The 17,699-nt window shown below is 68.3% G+C and carries 16 protein-coding genes and 1 other RNA gene; 14 read left to right on the top strand and 3 right to left on the bottom strand.

What is annotated here, in order from left to right:
* Nucleotides 1-109: 109 nt before the first annotated feature.
* The 4 genes from pepQ to LG3211_RS04250 all read left to right on the top strand — a co-directional run bounded on the left by pepQ (nt 110) and on the right by LG3211_RS04250 (nt 2,899).
* On the top strand, nt 110-1,471 hold the full coding sequence (gene pepQ, locus LG3211_RS04265) for a Xaa-Pro dipeptidase (RefSeq protein WP_057941738.1): 1,362 nt from the start codon (nt 110-112) through the stop codon (nt 1,469-1,471).
* Between the two features lie 7 nt (nt 1,472-1,478).
* A complete protein-coding gene (locus LG3211_RS04260; protein ID WP_057941737.1) occupies nt 1,479-1,799 on the top strand; it encodes a low molecular weight protein tyrosine phosphatase family protein in 321 nt (106 codons plus the stop codon).
* Between the two features lie 71 nt (nt 1,800-1,870).
* Nucleotides 1,871-2,302, top strand: a complete 432-nt coding sequence (locus tag LG3211_RS04255) for a YybH family protein (protein ID WP_057941736.1) — start codon at nt 1,871-1,873, stop codon at nt 2,300-2,302.
* A 138-nt stretch (nt 2,303-2,440) separates the two neighbouring features.
* On the top strand, nt 2,441-2,899 hold the full coding sequence (locus tag LG3211_RS04250) for a nuclear transport factor 2 family protein (RefSeq protein ID WP_057941735.1): 459 nt from the start codon (nt 2,441-2,443) through the stop codon (nt 2,897-2,899).
* Nucleotides 2,900-2,905: 6 nt separating this feature from the next.
* On the opposite strand, the gene LG3211_RS04245 is transcribed toward LG3211_RS04250, so the two are convergent.
* Entirely contained in the window at nt 2,906-3,502 is a 597-nt protein-coding gene (locus tag LG3211_RS04245; RefSeq protein WP_057941734.1) for a short chain dehydrogenase, read from the bottom strand.
* 103 nt (nt 3,503-3,605) lie between these two features.
* Between LG3211_RS04245 and LG3211_RS04240 the strand changes: the two genes are divergently transcribed.
* Nucleotides 3,606-4,502, top strand: coding sequence for a LysR family transcriptional regulator (locus tag LG3211_RS04240; RefSeq protein ID WP_057941733.1), 897 nt, complete (start codon nt 3,606-3,608; stop codon nt 4,500-4,502).
* A gap of 236 nt (nt 4,503-4,738) precedes the next feature.
* Here the strand turns inward: LG3211_RS04240 and LG3211_RS04235 are convergent, their stop codons facing one another.
* Nucleotides 4,739-6,073, bottom strand: a complete 1,335-nt coding sequence (locus LG3211_RS04235; protein ID WP_057941732.1) for an aminopeptidase P N-terminal domain-containing protein — start codon at nt 6,071-6,073, stop codon at nt 4,739-4,741.
* A 1-nt stretch (nt 6,074) separates the two neighbouring features.
* Nucleotides 6,075-6,623, bottom strand: coding sequence for a UPF0149 family protein (locus LG3211_RS04230; protein WP_235111316.1), 549 nt, complete (start codon nt 6,621-6,623; stop codon nt 6,075-6,077).
* A gap of 411 nt (nt 6,624-7,034) precedes the next feature.
* On the opposite strand from LG3211_RS04230, the gene LG3211_RS04225 reads away from it, so the two are divergent.
* From LG3211_RS04225 to LG3211_RS04190, 9 genes are all read left to right on the top strand, one after another.
* On the top strand, nt 7,035-11,654 hold the full coding sequence (locus LG3211_RS04225; protein ID WP_187313132.1) for an EAL domain-containing protein: 4,620 nt from the start codon (nt 7,035-7,037) through the stop codon (nt 11,652-11,654).
* Between the two features lie 209 nt (nt 11,655-11,863).
* Complete coding sequence (locus LG3211_RS04220) at nt 11,864-12,085, top strand: TIGR02449 family protein (protein WP_057941729.1); 222 nt, start codon at nt 11,864-11,866, stop codon at nt 12,083-12,085.
* Nucleotides 12,086-12,122: 37 nt separating this feature from the next.
* Nucleotides 12,123-12,428 carry a cell division protein ZapA gene (locus tag LG3211_RS04215; protein WP_057941728.1) on the top strand — a complete coding sequence of 102 codons (306 nt, stop codon included), beginning with the start codon at nt 12,123-12,125 and terminating at the stop codon, nt 12,426-12,428.
* A 194-nt stretch (nt 12,429-12,622) separates the two neighbouring features.
* A non-coding RNA gene (gene ssrS, locus LG3211_RS24700) (6S RNA) lies at nt 12,623-12,809 on the top strand.
* 96 nt (nt 12,810-12,905) lie between these two features.
* Entirely contained in the window at nt 12,906-13,499 is a 594-nt protein-coding gene (locus tag LG3211_RS04210) for a 5-formyltetrahydrofolate cyclo-ligase (protein WP_057941727.1), read from the top strand.
* A gap of 47 nt (nt 13,500-13,546) precedes the next feature.
* A complete protein-coding gene (locus LG3211_RS04205) occupies nt 13,547-14,017 on the top strand; it encodes an EVE domain-containing protein (protein ID WP_057941726.1) in 471 nt (156 codons plus the stop codon).
* A 118-nt stretch (nt 14,018-14,135) separates the two neighbouring features.
* Nucleotides 14,136-14,798, top strand: a complete 663-nt coding sequence (gene rpiA / locus LG3211_RS04200) for a ribose-5-phosphate isomerase RpiA (RefSeq protein WP_057941725.1) — start codon at nt 14,136-14,138, stop codon at nt 14,796-14,798.
* A 99-nt stretch (nt 14,799-14,897) separates the two neighbouring features.
* Complete coding sequence (locus LG3211_RS04195) at nt 14,898-15,977, top strand: ATP-binding protein (protein ID WP_057941724.1); 1,080 nt, start codon at nt 14,898-14,900, stop codon at nt 15,975-15,977.
* A 150-nt stretch (nt 15,978-16,127) separates the two neighbouring features.
* Entirely contained in the window at nt 16,128-17,648 is a 1,521-nt protein-coding gene (locus LG3211_RS04190) for a DNA polymerase Y family protein (protein WP_057941723.1), read from the top strand.
* Nucleotides 17,649-17,699 lie beyond the last annotated feature (51 nt).

The raw sequence follows: 17,699 nt of genomic DNA, 5'->3' as shown, positions 1-17,699 counted from the left end.
AGTGAGTAAAACCGCCCTTAACTCACTCCTCACTCCTCTGCACTCGTTCCTCCTCTACCCCCCGGCCAGAATCCTGCAAAATAGGCGCGTTCCCCTCAGGCCCGCCCGCATGAACGCCCCCGCCCGCACCGCCGATTCTTCTGCGTCCGCCGCCGCCATCGACGCCCTGTACGCGCAGCACGTCGCCGAGCTGCATCGCCGCACACTCGAAGCGCTGAGCCGCGGCGGCTTCGATCATCTGCTCGTGCCCAGCGGCAACCTGCATTACCAATTCTTCGACGATCGCGACTATCCCTACGCGGTCAACCCGCAGTTCAAGGCCTGGCTGCCGCTGACCCGCAATCCGGGCAGCTGGCTGATCGCCACGCCGGGCCGCAAGCCCACGCTGATCTATCTGCAGCCCTTCGATTACTGGCACGTAGTGCCGCAAGCGCCGAGCGGCTATTGGATCGAGCACTTCGATGTGATCGTGATCCGCAAGCCCGAGGAAGCGCTGGCGCATCTGCCCAAGGACGCCGCGCGTTGCGCGATCCTCGGCGAGCCGCAGAGCGCGCTGGGCGACTATGCGCCGAACAATCCGCAGCCGGTGGTCGACTACCTGGAATACCACCGCGCCTACAAGACGCCCTACGAAGTGGCGATGATGCGCGAAGCCACGCGCAGGGGCGTGCGCGCGCACCGCGCCGCCGAGGCCGCGTTCCGCGCCGGCCTGAGCGAATTCGACATCCATCTGGCCTACTGCGGCGCCGCGCGCCAGGACGCCAACGACCTGCCCTACGGCAACATCATCGCGCTCAACCAGAACGGCGCGGTGCTGCACTACATGGAGCTCGACCGCGAAGCGCCGGCGCAATCGCGCAGCTTCCTGATCGACGCCGGCGCCAGCCATCACGGCTACGCCTGCGACATCACCCGCACCTATGCGACCGATGCGCGCGACGAATTCCAGGCGCTGATCGATGCGGTCGATGCCGCACAGCTGAAGATGTGCGATCAGGTCCGCGCCGGCACCGACTACAAGCGCATCCACCTCGACGCGCATCTGGCGCTGGCGGGCATCCTCAAGGATTTCGGCGTGCTCAAGACATCGCCGGAAGCGGCGGTGGCGACCGGCGTCAGCGGCGTGTTCTTCCCGCACGGCATCGGCCACGGCATCGGCCTGCAGGTGCACGAAGTCGCCGGCTTCGCCGCCTCCGATCGCGGCGGCCGCATCGACAAGCCCGCCGGCCATCCGTATCTGCGCCTGACCCGCGTGCTGGAGCCCGGCATGGCGGTGACGATCGAACCGGGTTTGTACTTCGTCGATCTGCTGCTCGACGGCTTGCGCCAGGGCGAGCACGCCGACAGCGTGGATTGGAACCGCATCGACCGCTTCCGCCCGTTCGGCGGCATCCGTATCGAGGACGACGTAGTCTGCACCGACGCCGCGCCGATCAACCTGACCCGCGACGAATTCGCCGCCACGGCCTGAATCGCGCATGCGCCGGGTTCTGTTCGTGTGCAGCCAGAACAAGCTGCGCAGCCCGACCGCCGAGCAGGTGTTCGCCGGCCGCGGCGACCTCGATGTCGCCTCGGCCGGCCTGAATCACGACGCCGAGCAACCGCTCGGCGCCGAACTGGTCGAGTGGGCGCAGCTGATCTTCGTCATGGAAAAGGCCCAGCGCAGCAAGTTGCAGCACAAGTTCAAGCCGCAGTTGCGCGGCAAGCGCGTGGTCTGCCTGGATATTCCCGACGACTACGAATACATGGCGCCGGCGCTGGTGGAGTTGTTGCTGGCGCGGGTGCCGAAGCATCTGTAATCGCCCGCCGTGGCCTGTCCGTCGCGAACTTCCTTGTAGATCCACGATCCGTCCACCACCGGAGCACTGGCATGACCGACGCGCACGATCCCGTCCTGCACACGCTGCAAGCCTACGCGGCCGCGGTATTGGCCAAGGATGTCGAAGCCCTGGTCGCGCTCTACGACGACGACGTGCACCTCTTCGACATGTGGAGCGACTGGTCGATGCGCGGCATCGAGCCGTGGCGCGCGATGGTGCGCGACTGGTTCGGCTCGCTCGGCGATGAACGGGTCGTGGTCGGCATCGACCAGGCTCAGGCGACGCTCGGCGCCGATCTGGCGATCGGCCACGCGATCCTGAGCTACACCGCCTTCGCCGCGAACGGCGAACGGCTGCGCTCGCTCAACAACCGCATCACCCTGGGGCTGGCGCGGCGCGACGGTGGTTGGAAGATCGTTCACGAACACACGTCGGCGCCGATCGAGCATCGGACTACGAAGGCGATCTTGCAGCGCGAGTGAGTCGTCGAAGCGGCGCGGGCCGCGGCGGGCGGGCGAAGTCGCGCGTTCTCGCAAACATCGCGATGACCTTGTCCGATTCCGGCGAGCGCCGCCTCGGGGCGCCGACTAGCCTGACGCGAACCCGTCAGGAGCGAGTCCATGTCCCGTCCTTCTGCCCTCGCAGGCGCTTGCCTGTTCGCCGCGCTCCTCGCATCGCCGTTCGCGGCGGCCGAGCAGCGCGAAGACCTGGCCGCACTCGAAGCGCTCGACATCCGCTACCAAGCCGCGGTCAAGGCCAACGACGCGGCGACGATGGCGAACATCCTTCACGACGATTTCGTTCTGATCAGCGGCCGCGGCCAGGTCAGCGACAAGGCCGCTCTGCTGAAGGAAGCGCGCGAAGCTCGCACCGTCTACGAACGCCAGGACGCCAGCGAACGCCGCGTGCGGGTGTGGGGCGACACCGGCGTGGTTACCGCCTTGCTGTGGCTCAAGGGCAAGACCGATGGCGTGCCGTTCGAATACCGGCTCTGGTACAGCGACACCTACGCGCGCACCGCGCAGGGTTGGCGCTACGTGCTCGGGCAGGCGTCGCTGCGCCTGCCCGATGCGCCGTAAGCGCGATCACCAGACCTTGAACACGCGTCCGCTCTGGATGCCTTCGACGCTGCGCTGATACGCCAGCGCCGCGCGCGCGGCGGTGACCGGTTCGAACCCGGGGAAGAACGCGCCGTAAGCCTCCCACGATTCGCTCAACACGTTCGGGCTGACCGCGTTGATGCGCAGATCGCGCTTGAGTTCCAGCGCGGCGCCTTGCACGAAGCCTTCCAGCGCGCGATTGACCGCGCTGGCGTTGGCGCCGGCGCGGATCGGCTCTTCGGCGACGATGCCGGTGGTCAGGGTGATCGAGCCGCCGTCGTTGAGGTGATGCTGGCCCAGCAGCGCCAGGCGCACCTGGCCGAGCAGCTTGTCGTTCAAGCCGATGGCGAAGTCGGCCGGGCGCATCGATTCCAGCGGGCCGAAGTGCAGCACGCCGGCCGCGGACACGATCGCATCGAGCTTGCCGGTCCTGGCGAACAGCGCCTCGACGCTGGCATCGTCGGTGATATCGACCGGGTAGTCGGCGCTGCTGCGGCCGGCGGCGAGGATTTCGTGGTTTTTCAAAGTGTCGGCGATGGCGCGGCCGAGGGTGCCGCTGGCGCCTACGAGCAGGATCTTCATGGAGGTAGTCCGGGTTGAGAAAGCAGGCGCTCAGTCTGCGCGCCGGGGCGTGCACGGTGAATGCGCTAGGATTTCTCGCTCCCCTAACTCCGGGTTAGCCCACGTGGACAAGTTGCGCAGCATGGCCGTGTTCGTCGCCGTGGCCGACACCGGCAGTTTCGCCGCCGCGGCGCAGGCGCAGCATCTGTCGGCGGTGATGGTCGGCAAGCACATCCGCCAGTTGGAAGAACACCTGGGCGCACGCCTGCTCCAGCGCGACACGCGCAAGCAGCGGCTGACCGAGGTCGGCGTGGCGTTTCTGGATGAGGCGCGACTGATTCTGGAACAGGTCCGCCGCGCCGACACCGTGGCCGAGCGTCTGCGCGACGACCGCCGTCCCAGCGGCCACCTGCGCGTGACCGCGCCGCTGACTCTGGGCGGCGCGGCGATCGCGCCGGTGATCACGCAGTTCCTGCGCATCTATCCGGAGGTGTCGCTGGATCTGGCCCTGGCCGACCGCATGTCCGACCTGATCGCGGAGGCGTTCGACGCCGCGATCCGGATCGGGCCGTTGCCGGATTCCGATCATCTGATCGCACGGCCGCTGCGGCCGTACCGGATGACCGTCTGCGCTTCGCCGGACTATCTGCGCGAGCGCGGCACGCCGACCGATCCGCGCGAGCTGGTCGATCACAGTTGCCTCAACCATCTGCTGTGGCATCGCGACGCGGGCTGGCGTTTCGGCAGCATCGGCCCGGAACCGCTGCGGCTGAGCGGGCGGTTCGCGTCCAATCACGGCGAAGCGCTGCGGCGCGCGGCGCTGGACGGGTGCGGCATCGTCCTGCAGCCGGAGGTGCTGTTGGCCGACGATATCGCCGCGGGACGATTGGTGCGTTTGTTCGAGCACGACTTGCCGCCGCCGCGGCCGGTGCATCTGCTGTATCCGCGCGATCGGCAGCCGTTGCCGAAGCTCAGCCGGTTTATCGAGTTCGTGCTGGAGCGGTTGGGGCCGGAGGTTTAGGCGTAGGAGTCGTTGCGCCCCCGCCCGAAGGATTCCTCCCTTTGAAAAAGGGGGGCCAGGGGGATTTGCTTTTGCTTTTCGCTTTTGCGAGGAGCAACAACAACGGCAAAAGCGAATCCCCCCTAACCCCCCTTTTTCAAAGGGGGGGAACTGCATTCGCAGGGGGGGATTGCATTCGCAGAGGGGCTGCATTCGAAGAGCGTCGGAGATCTCAACTCGGACCTCCTACCAAGCAATCAAGCCGCCCGCCGCCGCCCCATCAGAGCCTCAATCTCATCCGCACTGCGCGCCAGCTTGTCCGTCAGCACGTCATGGCCATCCTTCGTGATCGCCACATCGTCCTCAGTGCGTATTCCGATCCCGCGCCACTTCGCATCGACGCTGGTGTCGTCGGCCGCGATGTACAAACCCGGTTCGATGGTGAACACCATCCCCGGCTCCAGCAGCCGCGAATCGCCGTCGATGCGGTACTCGCCGACATCGTGCACATCCAGGCCCAGCCAATGCCCGGTCTTGTGGCGATAAAAACGCTTGTAGCTGCCGTCGGCGAGGTTGCGTTCCAGCTTGCCCTTGAGCAAGCCAAGACGCAGCAGCCCTTCGGTCAAAGTTTCCACCGCCGCCTGATGCCCGGCCTCGTAGGCCACGCCCGGGCGCGCCTGCGCCAGCGCCGCGGCCTGGGCGGCGCCGACCAGGTCGTGCAGCGCGCGCTGCGGCGCGCTGAAGCGGCCGTTGACCGGAAAGGTGCGGGTGATGTCGGCGGCGTAGCCGCGGTACTCGGCGCCGGCATCGATCAGGATCAGGTCGCCGTCGCGCGAGGTCGCGGCGTTGGCGCGGTAATGCAGCACGCAGGCGTTGGCGCCGGCGCCGACGATGCTGCCGTAGGCCGGATCGGCGTCGAAGCTGCGGAACACGCATTCGATCTGCGCCTGCAGCTCGTACTCGCGCATGCCCGGGCGCGCGGCGCGCATCGCGGTTTCGTGCGCGAGCACGCTGATGTCGGCGGCGCGCTGCAGGAACCGTAACTCGTCGCGGTCCTTGAACAGGCGCAGTTCGTCGAGCAGATGGCCCAGTTCCAGGAACTCGTGCGGCGGCTGCGCGCCCTGGCGCACCATCGCGCGCACGCGGTTGAGCCAGCCGATCAGCTTGAGGTCGAATTCGGCATCGCGGCCGAAGTGGTAGTAGACCCGGGTGCGGCCTTCCAGCAGGCCCGGCAGGATGTCGTCCAGGTCGGTGATCGGATAGGCATCGTCCAGGCCGAAGGCCTCGACCGCGCCTTCCGGGCCGTAGCGCGGGCCGTCCCAGGCTTCGCGGTCGGCGTCGCGCTCGCGGCAGAACAGCAGGGTCTCGCCGTGGACGCGGCCGGGCACCAGCACCAGCACCGCTTCGGGCTCCGGGAAGCCGGTGAGGTAGCTCAGGTCCGAATCCTGGCGGAACGGGTAATGGGTGTCGCGGCTGCGGATCAATTCGTGCGCCGAGGGCACGACCACGATCGCGTCGGGGCCGGCCATCTCCATCAACTGCCTGCGGCGGCGCGCGTAGGCCTTGCCCGGCATGGTCAGTGCCGTGTGCATGTCAGTTCAGCCGTTGCCGGTGCTGCGCCGCCAGGGCGACGTCGCCGTGCAGGCCCAGGGCCACGATGCGGACGAACTCTTCCAGTTCGGTCAGCGCCTCTTCGTCTTCCTCGTCGCCCTCGTCCTGCGGCGCGGTGGCGGCGAACTTGGCCAGGTCGGTCAGCGCCTCGCGGCTTTCCTCGGACAAGGTCGGGGCCGAGCCCGCGGCCAGGCCGAAGCCGCCGAGGAAACCGCGGCACCAGTCGAACAAGGCGCCGCTGCGCTCGGTCATCGAGGCCTCGTGGTCGGGCAGCAGCAGGACGAAGCCGTATTCGGGATCGACCATCTGCGCGGCGCTGACCAGGCGCAGGCGGTCGAGCGCGCCGTTGGCGGGCGGCGTGGCCACCGAGGCGTCGGCGAGCACGCGCGCCGGCCATTCGCGCACCGAGGCGCCGCCGCCGGCGAGCCAGCCGCACAGTGCGCCGTGCAGTTCGGCGGCGGAGGTGCTGAGCGAGAGGTTGCGGCTCTCGGCTTCGACTTCGGAAAACAGGGGCAGTTGGGTCTCGGCCACAGGCATGCAATCGGAGGGGATGGGGCAGTTTAGCAATGCCCGGCGCGCATGGCGTCGAAAGCCGGCGCCGGCAAGCGTGGCCGCTGACGCGCGGCGCGCGCCTGGGCCCGTGGGCGGCGCGAACGGCGCGGCATTCGCGCCGCCGGGCATTCGATCGCCATGACGAGCCGACCGCGCGTTCGCTTACGCGAGCCAAGCGCGGCGGCCCTGCGCGCAACGCACGGCACTGCGGCCCTCACGCGTTCTACACATGCATGCGCACAACGAAGTACGCCGGCACAAATCGCCCGAGCCCGCACCGTCGCCGCGTTCGAATCGTCCCGCATCGCCGAAAAAGATGAGTCGCAGTGCTTGTTGCCGCCACGACCGCCTGCCTACACTGCGGCTCTTGCGCCTCACGCCACGGTGTCCGTGCGTCACTCGTCCCTCGCCCGTCTGCTGCTGACTGCCGGTCTGCTCGCCTCGCTGTGCTGGGCCGCGGCGTGGCCGCAGCGTGCGGCGGCGGCGACGCGCGACTTCTATTTCTCGCGCCTGGGCAGCGAGCTCGGGCTCAGCCAGAACTCGGTCACCGCTTTCACTCAGGACGCGCACGGCTTCGTCTGGGTCGGCACCCAGGGCGGCCTGCATCGCTACGACGGCCAGCGCTACGTGCCGTACCGCCACGATCCGCGCGATCCGGCCAGCCTGCCCGACAGCTACGTCACCGCGCTGGCCCTGGACGGTCAGCGCGCGCTGTGGATCGGCACCCATTCGGAATACCTGGCGCGGCTGGATCTGGCCAGCGGCAGCATCCACCGCTACGGCCCGCCCGATTCGCAGGCCGGGCGCCAGGTGGTGGCGCTGATGCCGTGGCGCGATCAACTGCTGATCGGCACCCTGGCCGGGCTGGAGCGGCTGGACCCGCAGACCGGCGCGCGCGAGCTGATCCTGGCGGTGCCCGGCGAACCCAGCCGGCAATCGCCCTGGCAAGGGCTGGCGCAAGGCCGCGACGGCAGCGCCTGGTTCGCCAGCGCCGCCGGCCTGCACCGGATCGCCGGCAACGGCCGGATCGACCGCATCGGCGCGCCGATCGCGCTGCGCAGCGTGATGATCGACCACCGCGGCCGGCTCTGGGCCGGCGCCGCCGAGGGCCTGTACCGGCTCGACGGCGGCACCGGCGTGTTGATCAAGGTCGAGGACGAGGCCCTGTCGGCGCTGCGCGATGCGCGCGCGATCGTGCAAACGCCCGACCGGCGGATCTGGATCGCCGGCTACGGCAACGGCCTGTACCGGCACGATCCCGACAGCGGCCACAGCCAGCGCGTGCATGCGCAGTCCGGGGTCGATGCAACCTTGCCCGAGGACACCATCGATACGCTGATGGTCGATCACGGCGGCCTGCTGTGGGCCGGCGGCCAGTACCGCGGCGTCGCAGTCGCCGATCCGCGCGGCACCCGCTTCAGCTACGTGCTGGACCTGGACGACAACCGCACCAACGGCGTGAGCACCGGCGCCGGCGTGGCGTCCGACGCCAGCGTGCGCAGTCTGGCCCAGGACGACAGCGGCGCGATCTGGATCGGCACCGACAACGCCCACCTGCGCCGCTACGACTTGTCCGGCGATCACTTCCAGGACATGAGCGCGATGCTCCCGGCCGGCACTGACGTGCGCCGGATCACCGCGATCGCACGCGAACCGCAGATCGACAACGCCCCCGCGCCGCACCCCGGCGACGCCAAGCCGCTGCTCAAGCCCTCGCCCGGGCGGCTGTGGCTGGCCACCGGGGCCGGCCTGCTGCGCCTGGAGCCGGGCACCCAGCGCATCGAGAGCGTCGATCTGCGCGGTTATCGCGACGCCGCGCTGCGTTCGCTGACCTTCGCCCGCGACGGCAGCCTGTGGCTGGGCGGCGACGATGTCGGCGCCCTCCACTATCTGCCCGAATCCGGCGTGCTGGTGCGCTACGCCTACCGCGAGGGCGATCCCAAGGGCCTGAGCCATCCGCGCGTCAACGCGATCCTGGAAGACCGCAAGGGCCGGGTCTGGTTCGGCACCGGCGACGGCCTGGATCTGCTCGACCCCAACACCGGCTACCTGCGCCACTACCGCCACGTCACCGACGAGGCCGACAGCCTGCCGGGCAACTTCGTGCGCGCGGTGCACCAGTCCGCCGACGGCGCGATCTGGGTCGGCACCCAGGCCGGCCTGAGCCGGGTGGTCGAATTCGGCGACGGCCGCATCCGCTTCGAGCATCCGCTGGCCGAAGTGCTGGGCGATCACCCAGTGCCGGTGGTGTTCTCCATCGCCGAACGCCCCGCCGGACGGCTGTGGCTGGGCACCGACGCCGGCATCCTGCGCTTCGACACCGGCGCCTCGCTGGTACGCCGCTACGGCCTGGCCGACGGCCTGCAGGATCTGGAATTCAACGCCGGCGCGGTGGCGACGCTGGCCGACGGCCGGCTCGCCTTCGGCGGCGTGCGCGGGCTGAACCTGTTCGATCCCAACCGCATCATCGATTCGCGCTACACCCCGCCGGTGCGCCTGCTCGGCGCCTGGATCGGCTCGGACACCAGCGCCGGCTCCAGCGCGCTGTGGCAGTCATCGCGGCTGGAAATACCCGACGGCGCCGGCATCCTGCGCCTGCGCATCGGCGCGCTGGATTTCGGCCCCAACACCGGCATCCGTTATCGCTACCGCATGGACGGCTTCGACCGCGACTGGATCGACAACGGCCCGCGCCAGGACATCACCTACACCCGCCTGCCGCCGGGGCACTATCTGTTCCGCGCTCAGTCCACCAATCGCGACGGCGTGTGGAACACGCAGGAACTGCGCATCACCGTCAGCGTCGATCCGCCGCTGTGGCGGCATCCGCTGGCGATCACCGCCGCGGCCCTGGCGGCGTTGGCGCTGCTGCTGAGCTTCGGCTGGCGTTGGCATCGCGCGCGCCAGCGCGAACGCGGCTACTTCACCCAGATCCGCGAACGCGAAGAACGCCTGAAGCTGGCGCTGTGGGCCTCGGGCGAACAGTTCTGGGACTACGACCTGCAACGGCGCGAGCTGCACCGCATGCGCGTGGACGACCACAACGCGCAGTCGCCGGAAATCGGCGTGCAGGCCGACATCGCCGACGATCACGAGATCCATCCCGACGACCTGCCGCGCGTCACCGAGCTGCTGCGCAAGCATCTCAAGGGCGACGCCGCGCTGTTCCTGTCCGAGCACCGCATGCGCACGCCGCGCGGCGACTGGGGCTGGGTACGCGCGCGCGGCCGGGTGGTCGAACGCGACGGCGAAGGTCATCCGGTGCGCGTGGCCGGCACCGGCCGCGACGTCACCGCGGTGCGCAGCGCCGAGCGCGAGCGGCGCATATCCAGCGAAGTGCTGCGCTCGATGGCCGAGGCGGTGGCCGTGTTCGATCGCGACTTCGTCTTCGTCTCGATCAATCCCGCGTTCTCGCGCATGACCGGTTATCCCGAGAACGAAGTCATCGGCCAGACCACCGGCCTGCTCGACAGCCGCCAGCACGATCCGGAGTTCTATTCGGACATGCGCGACGAACTGCAGCGCAGCGGCCGCTGGTCGGGCGAGATCTGGCAGCAGCGCAAGGACGGCAACGAATTCCTGTGCTGGCTGCAGGCGTCCATCGTCCTCGACAGCAGCGGCCAGCGCGGCCACTACGTCGCCGTGCTCACCGACATCACCGACCAGAAGCGCGCCGAACAGGAACTGCGCTATCTGGCCAACTACGACACCCTGACCAGCCTGCCCAACCGCACGCTGCTGTCGGAGCGGCTGTCGCGGGCGATCGTGCGCGCGCGCCGCCACGGCCACCGCATCGCCTTGCTGTTCCTGGATCTGGACCGCTTCAAGGACATCAACGATTCGCTCGGCCACGCCGCCGGCGACCGCATCCTGCGCGCGGCGGCCGTGCGCCTGCAGGAAACCGTCGGCGCCGAGCACACCGTCGCGCGCCTGGGCGGCGACGAATTCACCGTGGTCCTGGAAAACCTCGACACGCCCGAGCAGGCCGAGGACGTCGCCCGCCGCCTGATCAAGGCCTTCGAAGCGCCGCTGGATTTCGATCAGCGCCACGACGTCGCCATCTCGCCGTCGATCGGCATCAGCATCTATCCCGATCACGCCCAGGTGCCGACCGACCTGCTCAAGCACGCCGACACCGCGATGTACCAGGCCAAGGCCGCCGGCCGGCGCACCTTCATGCGCTACACCGAGGCGATGGACATCGAGATCCGCCAGCGCGCGACCATCTCCGCCGCGCTGCGCAAGGTGCTCGATCGCGGCGAGCTGCGGCTGGTGTTCCAGCCGCGCCTGTCGCTGCCCGAAGCGCGCATCACCGGCGTGGAAGCGCTGCTGCGCTGGCAGAGCGCCGAGTACGGCAACATCCCGCCGACCCAGTTCATCCCGCTGGCGGAAGAAAGCGGGCTGATCCTGGAAATCGGCGAATGGGCGATGCGCGAGGCCTGCAACCGCCTGCGCCTGTGGCGCCTGCAGGGCCTGGACCAGCTGTCGATTTCGGTCAACGTCTCGGCGATCCAGCTGCTGCGCGGCGATCTGCCGAAGATGGTCGCGCGCGCCCTGAGCGAAAGCGCGATCCCGCCGTGGCGGCTGGAGCTGGAACTGACCGAGAGCGTGGTCATGTCCAACGCCGCGCACACCTCCAACACCATGCAGGCGCTGCGCGAACTCGGCGTGGCGCTGGCGGTGGACGACTTCGGCACCGGGTATTCCTCGCTGGCCTACCTCAAGCGCCTGCCGATCAACACCTTGAAGATCGACAAGGAATTCATCGGCGACCTGACTCGCGACCCGGACGATGCGGCGATCACCAGCACCGTGATCACCATGGCGCATTCGCTGGGCCTGAACGTGGTCGCCGAGGGCGTGGAGCTGGAAGAGCAGATGGAGTTCCTGCGCGCCCACCATTGCGACGAAATCCAGGGCTACTGGCTGGCCAAGCCGCTGGAGGCCGACGACTGCCTGGCGTTCATCCAGCAGTGGCGGCCGCCGGAGAGCGTGCGCGCGGCGCTGTAGGGCCGGATTCGGGATTCGGGATTCGAAAACGCTTGCCCGCCGGGGCCGTCCGCGGCGAAGGTCCGGGGCGCCGCCGTGGATACGATCGCGCACGGAATAGACCGGTCGCCCGGCTGCCTGAACGCACCCGGGCCCCTCCGCCGCCCCGGACCCGCCCGCCCCCGCCGTCCGCCTTGACCGCCCCCGCCCCGGCCTGCCATCGTGCCGGGATGGACCGCGCCGAACTCATCGCCGAACTGCAATCCGTGCTCAGCCGCGTCGATGAACTCGGCGAACGCGTGCGCAAGCTCAGCGAAGAGAACCGCAGCCTGCGCCAGCAACAGGAACAACTGGTCGGCGAACGCTCCGCCCTGCTGGCCAAGAACGAACAAGCGCGCACTCGCGTGGAAGCGATGATCGCGCGCTTGAAGTCGCTGGAACAGCACACTTGAAGCCAGTACCCCCGAACTCGCCCATGGGCCTGCCTGTATGAGTACGACGAGCGAAGCCGTCAGCATCCGCCTGCTCGACCGCGAATACACCGTGGGCTGCGAGCCCAACGAACGCGACGACCTGCTCGCCGCCGCGCGCATGCTCGACAGCAAGATGCGCGAAATCCGCGGCAGCAACCGCATGGCCGCGCTCGACCGCGTCGCCGTGCTGGCCGCGCTGAATTTCGCCCACGAACTGCAGCAACTGCGCGGCGACGGCGACAACCGCGATCGCGAAATCTCGCGCACGCTCGACGAACTGCATCGCAAGCTCGACAGCCTGTTCGACGCCGCCATCCGCTGACGCGGCGCGGCTCTCGGCGCGGCGGCGAATACCGCGCCCTATCAGCGCTTCGTCCGCCCGATTGCGACGCCGCGCGACCCACGTCACGCAAGTCCCCGTTCATCCGCGATCGCGCAATCAAGTGCGTGAACCGCAACGCAGCATCGCCGACGAGCGGATTCGCCTGAGCGCGCTCGCGCGCTATACTGCGTGCACGTCCTCTGCTGTGCGCGACGGCGTGCGCAAACATTCGCCTTGTCCCTTAATGACGACACCGGGGGCGCGCCGGAAGCCTGGAGTGCAAGTCCGCCTCGCAGCGGGAAGCCCGAAGGCCTCCAAGCGTTCCCACTTGAACCCTGGGTTCAAGGTCGTTTCGCAAGCATCGCCATTGGCGGAGGACTACTAATCCCGGAACGGGCGCGAGATCACCACAGGTGATTCCGCGCCCGTTTCCGTATGCTCGCGCTTTACGCGCCCCCGCCAGGATCCCCCGATCGCATGACGGACGACCGTTCGACGCTGCGCCGCGCACTGCGCGCACAACGACGCAATCTCCCCGCCGCGGTGCGCATCAGCGGCGCCGAGGCGCTGGCCGCGAACCTGCTCGCGCTGCCGTTCGCGCCGCAATCGGGCTACGTCGCCGGTTACTGGGCGATGGACGGGGAAATCGCCCTGCACGCCTGGCAATTGCGCCTGCCCAAGGACTGCATCTACTGCCTGCCGGTGCTGCACGAGGAACAGCAGCTGCGCTTCGCGCCTTGGCGGCCGGGGGATGCGCTGGTGCCCAATCGATTTGGGATTCCGGAGCCTTCGTTGGCTGAAGCCTCCTTGCTTCTGCCGGAGCAGTTGAGCCTGATTGTCCTGCCGTTGGTTGGCTTCGACGCCCGCGGCCACCGGCTGGGCATGGGCGGCGGCTGGTACGATCGCAGCCTCGCCTTCCGCCAGCGCAGCCCGGCGCCGCCCTGGCTGGCCGGCGCCGGTTACGAGGCGCAGCGCGTCGAGCAACTCGAGGCCGCCGACTGGGACGTCGCCCTGGACGCGGTATGCACCGAAGCCGGCATCCTGGATTGCCGCTCCGCGCTGTACGTTTGACCTTCCCCCGATGCCGCCCCCGCCGCATCCGAACTGAGCCGCCCCGCATGACTGCACGCCGCCGCTATTGGCTGATGAAATCCGAACCCGACGCCTTCTCCATCGACGACCTTGAGCGCGTGCGCACCGAGCCGTGGAACGGCGTGCGCAACTACCAGGCGCGCAACTACATGCGCGACGGCATGAAAGCCGGCGACGGCGTGTTGTTCTACCACTCCAACACCGCCGTGCCCGGCATCGTCGGACTGGCTACCATCGCCGCCGAAGCCTATCCGGACCCGACCCAGTTCGATCCGAAATCCGATTACTACGACCCCAAGAGCACCCGCGAAGACCCGCGCTGGCTGTTGGTGGACGTGGCGTTCGAGCGCAAGTTCAAGCGCACCGTTTCGCTGGACGAGATCAAGGCCCGCGCCGACGAACTCGGCGAGGACTTCGCCCTGACCCGCCGCGGCAACCGCCTGTCGGTGCTGCCGGTGTCGGCGGCGCAGTGGAAGTTGTTGTTGTCGATGGAGTAAGGCCAGGATTCGGCAGTGGAGATTCGGGATTCGCAAAGCCGATCCCTCCCCGCTTCGATCCCCCGACCGCTTTCGTCTTTTGCTTTTCACCAATCCCCAATCACGAATCCCGAATCCCATGTCTGAAGCCAAACGCCTGGCCGGCGAAAAAGCCATCGACTACATCGAAGACGGCATGATCGTCGGCGTAGGCACCGGTTCCACCGTCGCGTTCTTCATCGAGGCGCTGGGCCGGGTCAAGGAACGCATCAAGGGCGCGGTGTCCAGCTCCGAGCAAAGCACCGCGCGGTTGAAGGCGCTGGGCATCGAAGTGCTGGACCTCAACTCGACCGGCCCGCTGTCGCTGTACGTGGACGGCGCCGACGAATGCGATCCGCGCAAGCACCTGATCAAGGGCGGCGGCGCCGCGCTCACCCGCGAGAAGATCATCGCCGAGGCCAGCGCCAAATTCGTGTGCATCATCGATCCGGCCAAGCGCGTGGACGTGCTCGGCAAGTTCCCGCTGCCGGTGGAAGTGGTGCCGATGGCGCGCAGCCTGGTCGCGCGCGAAATCCTCGCCATGACCCGCGGCCAGCCGGTGTGGCGCCAGGACGCCAACGGCGCCGGCGTGGTCACCGACAACGGTAACGTCATCCTCGACATCCACAATCTGGCCATCACCGATCCGGTGGCGATGGAGTCGGCGATCAACCAGATCCCCGGCGTGGTCAGCGTCGGCCTGTTCGCGCGTCGCCGCGCCGACATCGTCATCGTCGGCGGCGAGCCGCCGCTGGTGCTGTAAGCTTCGCCGCGACACGCAACACGGATCTCGCACATCCAGGCTTCAAGCCGCGGCGACGGATGCCGCGGCCTCAACCCGGGCGGAACGCCCCGTAATCTCATGAGCCATCCCACCGAAAGCCGTTACAACTCCAGCATCAGCCAGCAAGTCTGGGACTTCTCCACGCTGGTCCTGAAAACCCGCCTGGCCGACGCGCTGGAACGCGGCGTCAGCCGCTACCCGATCCATCGTTCATTGCGCTTCGCCGCACGCGCCCCGGTCGCCGCCGTGTTCGACGATCTGGCCCTGAACCTGGGATTGAACGCGCAACGCCTGGACGGCGACAGCCTGCTGCTCGACGGCGAGGGCCTGTTCGTCGATGCCCACGCCAGCCGCAAGGCCGATTACAGCTCGTATTACTTCGGGATCTGGGCCGATTCGGTCGAGCGCGCCGAAAGCCTGACCCGCTCGCTGCAGGAACGCGTCGAAACCGTGCGCATCCGCGAGCCGATGTTCTCCATCGACTGGCACTTCCTCACCGGCCGCGGCGAACTGCAAAGCGCGAGCATCGAAGAACTCGCCGACGACGTGCTGCTCGATGCGGCCTATCCGGAAATCGGCGACGTGAAAACCTTCGTCGATCGCTACCTGCGCGCGAAGGAAACCGTACTGGTGCTGCAGGGTCGCCCCGGCACCGGCAAGACCCGGCTGATCCGCGCCATCCTCGGCGAGATTTCGCGCCGCAACGGCGGCAGCGCGCAGGCGCTGTACACGGGCGATAAGAAAGCGCTCGAATGCGACGAGATCTACGTCAAGTTCATCACCGGCGAAGACGAAGCGTTCGTGGTCGAAGACGCCGACCATCTGCTGCGTCCGCGCGCCGAAGGCAACGAACACCTGCACCGCTTTCTCGCCATCGCCGACGGCGTGGTGCGCGCGCAGGGACGCAAGATCATCTTCTCGACCAACCTGCCCAACGTCGGCGATCTCGACGATGCCTTGGTGCGCCCGGGCCGCTGCTTCGCCCATGTGCACGTGCGCGAGCTCACTCTCGCCGAAGCGCAGACGCTGGTCGCGCCGCTCGCCGCGGATCGCGGAGTCAACGCCGCCGAAGTGATGGGCGTGCTGGCGGCCAGCGGCAATCGCAGCCATTCGCTGGCGCAGATTTACCAGGCCGTCGATCGCGCCTCGTCCAACTGAAACCGCGGGCCGGCCGGCGACGCCCGGCCGGCCCGTAACTTATTGATCGAAAAGACTATCTCAGGTACTGCGAACGGTGGCGGCAATGCTGTCGCCTTCGCCCGTGCCCGCGGCTGCATCGTGCCCGCGACAGCGCGATACTGAGCTCCCTTGCGTGGCCCCGCCGTCGTGACCCTGCGCTGTCTGTTCGTCGACTTCAACTCTTACTTCGCCTCGGTCGAGCAGTTCGACCACGAGGCGTTGCGAGGGCGTCCGGTCGGCGTGGTGCCGGTGATGGCGGCGACCACCTGCTGCATCGCCGCCAGTCGCGAAGCCAAGCTGCACGGCGTCAAGACCGGCACGCCGGTGCACGAAGCGTTGGAACGTTGCCCCGATATCGCGATCGTGCAGGCGCGGCCGGCGCGTTACGTCGAACTGCATCATCAGCTCATCGCCGCGATCCAGGACTGCATCCCGATCGACGGCAAGCCGCTATCGATCGACGAAGTCGCCTGCCGCCTGATCGGCCGCGAGCGCCAGCGCGACAACGCCGTGGCGATCGCGCACAAGATCAAGCAGACGCTGATCGATCGCGGCCTGAGCCCGGCGATCCGTTGCTCGATCGGCATCGCGCCGAACACCTTTCTCGCCAAGACCGCGTCGGATATCGAAAAGGTCGATGGTCTGACCGTGGTCGAACTCGCCGATCTGCCCACCGCATTGCATGGCCTAGGCTTGCAGGATCTGTGCGGTGTCGGTCCGTCGATGCTGCAACGCCTGATCGACGCCGGCATCGAGACCGTCGAACAACTCACCGCCGCGCCGCGCGAACACCTACGCGCGATCTGGGGCGGCATCGAAGGCGAGCGCTTCTGGGCGCAATTGCGCGGCATCGAGCCCCCCTCGCGTCAGCGCAAGGCGGTCGCCTCGGTCGGCCATTCGCATGTGCTCGATCCACAACTGCGAAGCGCCGCGGGCATGCGCTCGGTGTTGTTCAAGCTGCTCGCCAAGGCAGCGATGCGTTTGCGCATGGAGCAGTGCAAGGCGCGCGGCCTGAGCATTCATATCCGGTTCGTCGGCAAGGAGCAGCGCTTCAGCCGCGATCTGTCCTTCGCCCCGCTCGACGACACGCCGACCTTGCTGCAATTGATGGCCGAAGCGATCGAACCGCTGATGCGCGCCGCAGGTAATGGCCGCTGGAAGGTGAAACGGTACCCGCCGCTGTCGGTGGCGGTGTCGCTGATCGATCTGCAGCCTTGCGCCGCCGACAGCGCCTCGTTGTTTCCCGAGCGCCAGCGCAATCAGGCGCTCACCCGCGTGCTCGACCAGGTCAATCAACGCTACGGCAACAACCGTCTGTACTTCGGCGCGATGCAGGACGCGCTGGTGCACGGCGCCGCGCCGATGCGCATTCCGTTCCAGCACATTCCAGACGAGGCCAGCGAAGCCGATCTGGGTTCCGCGGCGCTGGTCGCCGATCCGAGCATGGACGAGCTGTGGCTGCAGCGCGAGCGCCAGTTCAAAGCGATGGCGGAGACCGCGCATCGCCAGGCGCGCGAACGCAGCGCCGGCTCGTCCAGGCCGGCACCCGCGGCGCCCGCCCATCAGCCTTCCGGCGTCGGCGGTTGGGTGCGCAAACGCCGCACGTCCGACGACGAGGGCGGCGTCGGCACCACGGGCTCGCTGTTCTGAACAACGCCCCGAAATCGAGGCGTAAAGCCCCTCCCCCGCAAAGCGGGAGAG

The organism is Lysobacter gummosus, from assembly GCF_001442805.1.
Classification (GTDB): Bacteria; Pseudomonadota; Gammaproteobacteria; order Xanthomonadales; family Xanthomonadaceae; genus Lysobacter; species Lysobacter gummosus.
The sequence above is the reverse complement of the archived record's forward strand: the minus strand, read 5'-3'. Positions and strand labels throughout refer to the sequence as shown.